This window comes from Sulfurimonas sp., assembly GCF_041563035.1.
Lineage (GTDB): Bacteria > Campylobacterota > Campylobacteria > Campylobacterales > Sulfurimonadaceae > Sulfurimonas.
Map to the genome: position 1 here is coordinate 24,095 of NZ_JBFFNS010000024.1, position 8,519 is coordinate 32,613.

The following is an 8,519-nucleotide window of genomic DNA, read 5'->3' on the forward strand; positions in this document are numbered from 1 at the left end:
AAAAATAAAATTATATATTTATTATGTTGATATTGTATAATTACCCAAAAGATCTTTTTCTATAATATTTACATTTATTAATTCTTCTAATCCATTTAAAATCTCTTCTTTAGAAAACTTATTTTTTTTCATATCGGACCATTCGTGTAATCGTTTTATAATTTCACTACTGCTAATGTCAGCATAGTTTAAAATTATAAAACAAATTGTGGACATTAGTTCAATTTGTTTGTTTGATGAATATGAGTTTATCAACTTGCTCGCATTATTTATATGTGTAGAAAATAATGATAAGTCTTTTTCAATCTTTTTACTAGTCAAAGTCTGATGTGCGGTTGCTAATGCTTTTTCTGTATTAAATTTATGATATTCTTGAAACTCTTTAATATCTCTGGATAATATTTCTATCGAATGAGAATATGGACCATAATGATGTGCTTTAAATTTAAAATAGTTTTGATTACTGAAAATATTAATAAAAAAGGCTGTCTTTTGTAACCTAAGTTTTGAAAAGTTCTCCAGCTCTTGTTTGATCATCATTAATATTATATGAGACATTGTTAACTTTGGAGCTTTTTTAACATCAGCTTTATATAATAATGATGGTTCATAAATAAATACATCCACGTCTTTTGATATAGGAAGCATATAACTGTAAATAATATCTTTAACTTCAGTCCAATTTAGTCCTCCATTTCCACTACCTAATGGTGGTATAGCCAAAGACTGAATGTTTCTTTCTTCAATTAAATCAACTAATGCTTTCATCCCATCATCAATATAAGAAATTTTAGATTTCTCTCTCCATTTATTTTTTGTTGGAAAGTTAATTATTAATTTTTTATTTTCTAAGAAATAGTGTAATTTCCCAGGATGTAACTCATGGTGTCGACAGGCAAGAACATATGAATCATTTGTTTGAGGGAACTTGTTTTTAAATTGATATGCAAGACCTTTACCCATAAATCCTTCACAATTCACGGTATTTACTAAACATTCAGCTTCACTTTCTAAAATATTTCCCGTCATAAATGTCAACACATTATCTCCCTATAAATAGCCCTGCTTCAACATCTATGAAAAAACTGGCTTTACAGTTAGTATTATATAGTCTTTGGCACAATTCTTCAAGATAATTCTTTGTTTCAACTGATTTTACTATGATTGAATGAAATGCACTTGATTGAACACTTACGTGAACTGCTACACATTCAGCCATACAAACTTCCTTGCACTCTGAGTTAGAATAATCTCTTTTTTCCATTAAGTCCCAGTCTATTTTTTTCAATCCTTCTTCATAATCAAAAATCTTTAATGGTTTCATATGTTTCGGATGAGTTGGGAATATTTTAAAATTATTTTTTGGATTACTTGCAACTTTTCTATGCAATGTAATATATACAAATTCTTCGTCAGGATGGTCTATTTGAACTCTTCCTGCGAATGGAGTGCCTAAAAAAAAGTGAAATGGTACAAGGTCAGAAATTTTATGTCTATTTCTAAAATCAATAATCTCCTGTTCGGCAACATCTTTAAAGCTTCCATCTAGGCTATGTCTTGGCTTCAAGCCATCTCTTAAAATAGATTCTATATTTGATAATGCAGTTAAATGATATAACAACTTTCCATTTTTAATACTTTGTGACATTTATAACACCCTTCTTATATATAATATTAACAAACACTATTACATAATTTTACTGTATAATAAATAAATTTTATTGTTTTCGTTTAAATCTGTGTAACTACACTCCCAGAGGTTGCTTATCGCATCGTAATCTCAAAAATATTGACAAAACTAAGTGGTGCAATTTCCATCGGATTTCTAGCGTTTGTTGAAGTCTTCGGAAGTCAAGACGAAGCAGAAATACTAGAAGCATTTCACACCATTAAAGAGCAGTACAGACAGATATTTTTGATATCTCACGAGATGGAGATAAAAGAGATCTTTGAACGGGTTGTGGAGTTGTAAGATAAATGAATTCATTATCAATTATTAAAGGAAAAAAGTGATGGAAATTAATTTACCAAAAATTTTAAATGAAGAGAAAATAAATAAAAACACTGTTTTTCAGTTAAAAGTAGAAAGTCTTACTATAGAAGTGAATATTACGGCACACACAACAAATAGAGTAAATGGTTATATTGCTTCAAATGATCATTACAATTTTTTAATATCTCCATCAAAACTCTGGGCAGAAATTAATAGATTTGATAATGTACTTTACTGTAAAAACTTAAACTCATATCAAAGTTTAGAAGATTGTGCAGATAAAGATTTTCAATGGCTAAAACATCCTTTATTAAATCAAGAATATACTAATGAAGAAATTAATGAATCTTGGGAAAATTCTTTAATATTAAGAAAAGAAAATAGAGAAAGAAGCATAAAGGGTTTACGAACACCCCAAATTGGCGGTATATATTCAACCTTAGGACATTGGGAAACATCTAATGAGACTGCTACTTTAGTAATGCCAACAGGAACAGGTAAAACAGAAACTATGCTTTCTTTACTACTAATGGCACAAATTAATAAATTACTAGTCATCGTTCCAACTGATGCACTCAGAAAACAAGTTTCTGAAAAATTTATCAACTTTGGAATTCTAAAACAAGTATTAGGATTGTTAAACAATAAAGCTTTATATCCAAAAGTAGGCGTGTTAAAGTCAAAAATGACCTCAGAAGAAGATATTAATATTTTTTTTGATAATTGTAATGTTATTGTGTCAACAGCACAAATAGTTACTGGAATGACTACAGATTTACAAGAATATCTTGCAAATAAATGTTCTCATTTATTTATAGATGAAGCACATCATGTTGCTGCACATACTTGGAAGTCATTTAAAGAGCACTTCTATTCAAAGAAGATTTTACAATTTACTGCAACACCATTTAGAAATGACAACAAGAGTCTAGATGGAAAGATTATTTTCAATTACCCTTTATCAAAAGCACAAGATGAAGGTTACTTTAGAGAAATTAATTTTATTCCAATTAGTGAATATGATTCGAATAAGTATGATAAGTCAATAGCTGAAAAAGCAGTTGAAATTTTAAGAGAAGATATAAATAATGGATATAACCATGTATTGATGGCTAGAGTAAATTCTAAAGCTAGAGCTCAAGAGGTATTCGAATATTACAGAGAATATGAAGAATTTAATCCTGTTCAAATCCACACGGGAATAAATCAAACGGAAAGAAATGAAATAAAAAGGCAAATAGAAAACTTAGAAACACAAATTATAATTTGTGTTGATATGCTAGGTGAAGGATTTGATTTACCTAATTTAAAAGTTGCAGCTTTTCATGACATAAAAAAAAGTTTGCCTATTACTTTACAATTAGCAGGGAGATTTACTAGGGATAGTATAGATGAGGAATTAGGAAATGCTTCAATAATTGTAAATTTAGCAACGACCGAAACTTCAGAAGAGCTAGAACATTTATATGCACAAAATTCTGATTGGAATAAACTGCTACCGTTGATGAGTGGAGAAGGAAATAGGGAACAAGAAGAATTTTATGATTTTATAAAAGGTTTTGAAACTTTCCCAAATGAATTACAACTTCAAAATGTTAGACCTGCTTTAAGTTGTGTTATTTATAAAACAACTATTGAAGAATGGAAGCCAGAAAATTTTAAATTAGGTATTCCAAATATAGATGGTTTGTCACAAGTTTATTCAGACATAAATAATATTGAAAATACTTTAATAATTGTGACAGCAGAAAAATCATCAGTTAAATGGGGGAAAGTTGAAGATGTTGAAGATGTTATTTGGTCATTATATGTCTTACATTGGGATAAATTAAATCAACTATTATTTATTAATTGTTCACAAAATAATGGTCTTTATAAGAAATTAGCAGAAGTTGTAACAAACTATACTGCTGACTTAATTTGTGCAGAAGATGTGTTTCGTTGTTTAGGAAATATTAATTTATTGAAAATCAATAATGCAGGGTTAAAAGAACAATTAGGTAAGTCGTTAAGTTATACTATGCATACGGGCGATGATGTTCCAAAAGCACTATCTCCTAGTCAATTAATTAATAAAATTAAATCAAATATATTTGGTGTTGGATATGAAGATGGTGAAAAAATTTCAATGGGATGCTCTTACAAGGGAAGAGTATGGTCTATGAAAAATGGTAATCTTAAAGAATTTAATGATTGGTGTAAATATGTAGGGGATAAGATTTTAAATCCATTAATTAATATAGATGATATTTTGGTGGGTGCAATAATTACAAAAAGAGTGGAATCAAGACCTGAAAAAATGCCTTATTCAATAGAATGGAATGAAAATATACTAAAAGATAGGAATGAAGAAACAGTATTTATAGTCTATGATGGTCAAGAATATGAGTTTAGTATTATTGATATTAATTTATTTGAAGCAAATGAAAATGGAAATATAAAATTTGTTATTACTTGTAATGACGATGTTAATATTTTATACGAATTAAAAATAACTTCTGATAATTTTTCTATAGAGCCTGTACGACGACCTGCCGAAATCAAATTTGGAAATACTTCTCCGATTTCTTTAAGTAATTATTTATATGAATATACTCCAATAATAAGGTTTGTTGACGGTTCATGGTTAGAAGGTAATGAATTTGCCGAATATAAATTTGATGGTTCTGCTTATAGTAGAGAAAATATTATTGTAAAAGATTGGACTGATGTTAATATTAAGGTAGAGTCCCAAAAATTAACTAGAATAGATACATCTATACAATATAAAATGATACAAGATTTAATGTCTAGAGATCATTATAATATTGTTTTTGATGATGATAGCTCAGGTGAAGCAGCTGATATCGTTACTTTGAAAGTAAATGATGAAGATTCTAAAATTGATATCGAATTATATCACTTAAAGTATTCGCAGGAAGATAGTCCAGGTGCAAGAATAGCAGATTTATATGAAGTCTGTGGGCAAGCTCAAAAAAGTATTTTTTGGAGAGCAAAAGGTGCTTATGCATTATGTAAACATCTAATTTCAAGAGAAGCTAAAAGGATATCTAAAACTGAAACAACTAGGTTCCAGTTTGGAACAATGGAAGATTTGCAGATAATTAAAGATAAAAGTAAGAAAAAATATAGATGTGATTTTAAAATTTTTATTGTTCAACCTGGCTTATCTAAATCGAAAGCCAGTGAAGTACAATTGGAATTATTAGCAGTTACTGAAAATTATTTAAAACAGACTTACCAAATTAATTTAGAAGTAATTGGTAGTAATTAAAAATAATGACCCTCTCAAAATCCTTATACACCCGTGGCATCCAATGCCCAAAAGCACTTTGGTTAAAAAAGCACAAACCCTCTGTGCTTACACCTCCAGAAGCATCTGCCGAGGCTGTATTTGAAACTGGTAATATTGTGGGAGCTTTGGCTTGTGAGCTTTTTCCAGCGGGAAAAAAAGTAGAGTTTTCAAGAGAACATGATGAGATGCTATCTGCAACTCAGCAGTACATGGAAGACGGAGTACCAAATATCTACGAGGCTACATTTTCATACGATGGTATCTTGGTGATGGTTGACATACTTAGCGTAGATGCAGACGGTATTAGCATCTACGAGGTAAAAAGCTCCACATCTGTAAAGGACATATATATTCACGATGTCTCTATTCAGTACTATGTTTTACGCTCTCTGGGCTTCAATGTCAAAAGTGCAAATATTATCCACATAAACAGCTCTTACATCAGAGGCGATGAGTTAGACATTAGCGAGCTTTTTTCTGTGGTAGATGTCAGCCAAGACGTACTTGAACTTCAAGCAAATATTCCACATGTTTTAGAAGAGTTTGAGAACTACCTGAGCGACAAAACCAATGAACCTGACATCGACATAGGCAAGCAGTGTAAAAACCCTTATGAGTGTGATGCACTTCACTACTGTTGGAGAGTTCAGAGGGGCATCCCTGAGTACTCGGTATTTAACATTTTCAACCTTGGAAGTAAAAAGCAAGTAGAGCTGCACAGACAAGGCATAGTAGACATAAAAGATGTGCCGGACTCCTTTGACATGACAGCCAAACAAGCTGGGGCGGTTAGCAACTATAAATCTGGCGTCACACACATAGATAAAGTTGCCATAGAAGAGTTTTTAAGCACCCTTACCTATCCAGTGTACCATTTGGACTTTGAGACCTTTCAACAAGCCGTACCAGAGTTTAAAGGCATAAGTCCGTTTATGCAAATACCGTTTCAGTATTCTTTGCATATAGAGCATAAAGATGGCAGACTTGAACATCGTGAGTTTTTAGCATCTGATGGTATCGACCCAAGAGAGCATCTGGCACGTAAACTCTGCCAAGACATACCGCGTGATGTAACAGTCCTAGCGTACAACATGGGGTTTGAGAAAGGTGTCATAAGAAAGCTGGCATCTACTTATCCTGAGTTAAGTGAGCATCTACTTGGCATTCATGACAACATAAAAGACCTTATGACACCGTTCCAGCAAAAGCACTATGTAACTCCTAGCATGAATGGAAGCTACTCCATAAAGTACGTACTACCTGCCCTAGTCCCCGTGATGCAAGATGCAGATGCCAAAGAGAAGATGAGGAAAGCTCTTTTGGAGTATTGTAAGCTTGATACTTTGGCTATGGTTCGGGTGTTGGAGAAGTTGATGCTATCTTAGATGCCATAGAGAGAAAAGAGCTAAAACCAAAAAAGGGCATCTTTTATGATGGACAAGTTTATGATGCTTATGTCTTTGTATCTGACCTCAAAAAGCACAATACTCAGTATCCAAAGATAGAACTAAAAAAGTTCGACTCATCACACGATAGATTTCTCATACTTGATGATAAAGATGTCTACCACATTGGAGCTAGTTTAAAAGACCTAGGTAAAAAGTGGTTTGCATTTTCAAAGTTTGAGATGGATGCTTTAGATATCTTGATAAAATTACATCACTGATAAGATGCACTAACGTTACCTTAATACAAATACTATATCATTACTATATCAAATAAAAGGAAGACACTATGACAAGAAAAATTTTAACAATACTAACTCTTTTAGTATTAGCTCTAGGTTCTACTTCACTACTTGCAAAACAAAAACCATTTTTAATCCATGGACAATTACCTCACCTGACTGGAGTAATAATGCAACTATGGGATGATGAAGACTTAGCACTTACACCTAAACAAAAAGCAGAACTAAAACAAATCAGAATAAGAACAATAGGCGGTCTTGGAACTATAAAAGGTGAAGTATTTCCATTAGAAGCTGAAATAGTAGAGGCTAGTAACAATGGTGCGACACCTGAGAGCTTAGAAGATGATGTTGAAAAGTTAGCAGCACTAAGAGCAGAGGCTACTATGATTCACATAAAGTGTATCTACGATACAAAAAAAGTTCTAACGAAAAAACAGCTTCAACTACTAGAATAAGTTCTAAAAAAAGCAAAGTAATATCTATTGACAATATGGAGATGGTTCTCCATAAAGATGATTATGTGTTAGTTAAACACTACTTTGGCATCTGCTATTCGCTGATAAATTGAGATCTTTTTTTTGTGAGGCATCCACTTGATTAGGATAGTTGCAAGCGCTTCCCACAGCGAAACCCAGGCAGCGACAGTCAAACCTTCTGCGACCACACCAGCCATTATACTCGTCTTGACAAGCTCACTTTGATTCATCAAAACAGATATTGAAGCGATGATAAATCCTATGAAAAAGAGGATTATAGATGTTCTTCCCATCTCTTTAATCTTTCTGCGCTCAAGTTCCTGCATATATACAAAAAAGTTCTTAACACTGTTTTTCACTCTGGTTATAGACTCTTTTTCCGCCGGTACTTCAAAGTTGAACTGAATAATGAACTCTTTTTTATCTATCTCTGTAACACTATCAATCATATACTCGACCAAATCCTGGTTCAAATCTTTTTTTAAGAAGTGTGAACGCCTGTCAAAATCATCATATAAATCTTCTACTCTTTGCGCAGAAATATCAATAATAACCTCTCCGCTCTCGGTACGTTCATAACGTTCTATAATATCTTTTTTCATAAAAATCACCGTCACTTTTTCTTTTTAAATTATACTATTAATTTTTAGATTATCAGTATATTGAATCTTTTAATATTTTTACAGATAAAATTAACCACTTAAAAAAAAGAATAGATTATGTCACTAAAAGATAAAGAAAAGTGGGATGCGAAGTATCTCGAAAAAAGTCAACTGCTAAGACCTAGAAAGCCTAGTCAAAACCTAGAAGAGAACATAAAGCACTGTACGGGAACCAAGGCTCTTGACTTAGCTTGCGGTTCAGGACGAAACAGCATATTCTTAGCTCAGTGCGGTTTTGAGGTAGATGCCTTTGATGTTGCCGAAATTGCCATAAAAGCACTGGAATCTGATGCGCAGAAAAAGAACCTTATCTCTAAAATTAACGCTTCTCAAGTTGATTTAGATACTCATAAAATCAAAGAAAACTACTATGACCTTATCGTTATGGCTAACTTTCTTGACA

General features: G+C 32.0%; 8 protein-coding genes. 5 read left to right on the forward strand and 3 right to left on the reverse strand.

The window, feature by feature from the left end; genetic code table 11:
- Positions 1-21 precede the first annotated feature (21 nt).
- Positions 22-1,041, reverse strand: coding sequence for a macro domain-containing protein (locus ABZC13_RS12380; RefSeq protein WP_373004343.1), 1,020 nt, complete (start codon positions 1,039-1,041; stop codon positions 22-24).
- Position 1,042: 1 nt separating this feature from the next.
- Entirely contained in the window at positions 1,043-1,648 is a 606-nt protein-coding gene (locus tag ABZC13_RS12385; protein ID WP_373004348.1) for a DarT ssDNA thymidine ADP-ribosyltransferase family protein, read from the reverse strand.
- Between the two features lie 141 nt (positions 1,649-1,789).
- On the opposite strand from ABZC13_RS12385, the gene ABZC13_RS12390 reads away from it, so the two are divergent.
- The 4 genes from ABZC13_RS12390 (at position 1,790) to ABZC13_RS12405 (ending at position 7,433) form a co-directional block, all read left to right on the forward strand.
- Positions 1,790-1,972, forward strand: a complete 183-nt coding sequence (locus ABZC13_RS12390; protein ID WP_373004351.1) for a hypothetical protein — start codon at positions 1,790-1,792, stop codon at positions 1,970-1,972.
- A gap of 40 nt (positions 1,973-2,012) precedes the next feature.
- Positions 2,013-5,267 carry a DEAD/DEAH box helicase gene (locus ABZC13_RS12395; RefSeq protein WP_373004354.1) on the forward strand — a complete coding sequence of 1,085 codons (3,255 nt, stop codon included), beginning with the start codon at positions 2,013-2,015 and terminating at the stop codon, positions 5,265-5,267.
- 5 nt (positions 5,268-5,272) lie between these two features.
- Positions 5,273-6,673: a DUF2779 domain-containing protein gene (locus tag ABZC13_RS12400; RefSeq protein ID WP_373004358.1), complete on the forward strand. Its 1,401-nt coding sequence runs from the start codon at positions 5,273-5,275 to the stop codon at positions 6,671-6,673.
- Positions 6,674-7,022: 349 nt separating this feature from the next.
- Positions 7,023-7,433 (forward strand): hypothetical protein, encoded by a 411-nt coding sequence (locus ABZC13_RS12405; protein WP_373004361.1) that lies wholly within the window; start codon positions 7,023-7,025, stop codon positions 7,431-7,433.
- A gap of 68 nt (positions 7,434-7,501) precedes the next feature.
- On the opposite strand, the gene ABZC13_RS12410 is transcribed toward ABZC13_RS12405, so the two are convergent.
- The gene (locus tag ABZC13_RS12410; RefSeq protein ID WP_373004364.1) at positions 7,502-8,056 is read right to left on the reverse strand and encodes a hypothetical protein; all 555 of its coding nucleotides are present in this window, start codon (positions 8,054-8,056) and stop codon (positions 7,502-7,504) included.
- 117 nt (positions 8,057-8,173) lie between these two features.
- Between ABZC13_RS12410 and ABZC13_RS12415 the strand changes: the two genes are divergently transcribed.
- Positions 8,174-8,519 (forward strand): methyltransferase domain-containing protein (locus ABZC13_RS12415; RefSeq protein ID WP_373004367.1); only part of this gene is annotated, 346 nt, incomplete at its 3' end.

Coding starts and splice junctions, on each gene's coding strand:
- ABZC13_RS12385 (WP_373004348.1), bottom strand. CDS start 1,648: ATGTCACAAAGTATTAAAAATGGAAAGTTGTTATATCATTTAACTGCA.
- ABZC13_RS12395 (WP_373004354.1), top strand. CDS start 2,013: ATGGAAATTAATTTACCAAAAATTTTAAATGAAGAGAAAATAAATAAA.
- ABZC13_RS12400 (WP_373004358.1), top strand. CDS start 5,273: ATGACCCTCTCAAAATCCTTATACACCCGTGGCATCCAATGCCCAAAA.
- ABZC13_RS12405 (WP_373004361.1), top strand. CDS start 7,023: ATGACAAGAAAAATTTTAACAATACTAACTCTTTTAGTATTAGCTCTA.
- ABZC13_RS12410 (WP_373004364.1), bottom strand. CDS start 8,056: ATGAAAAAAGATATTATAGAACGTTATGAACGTACCGAGAGCGGAGAG.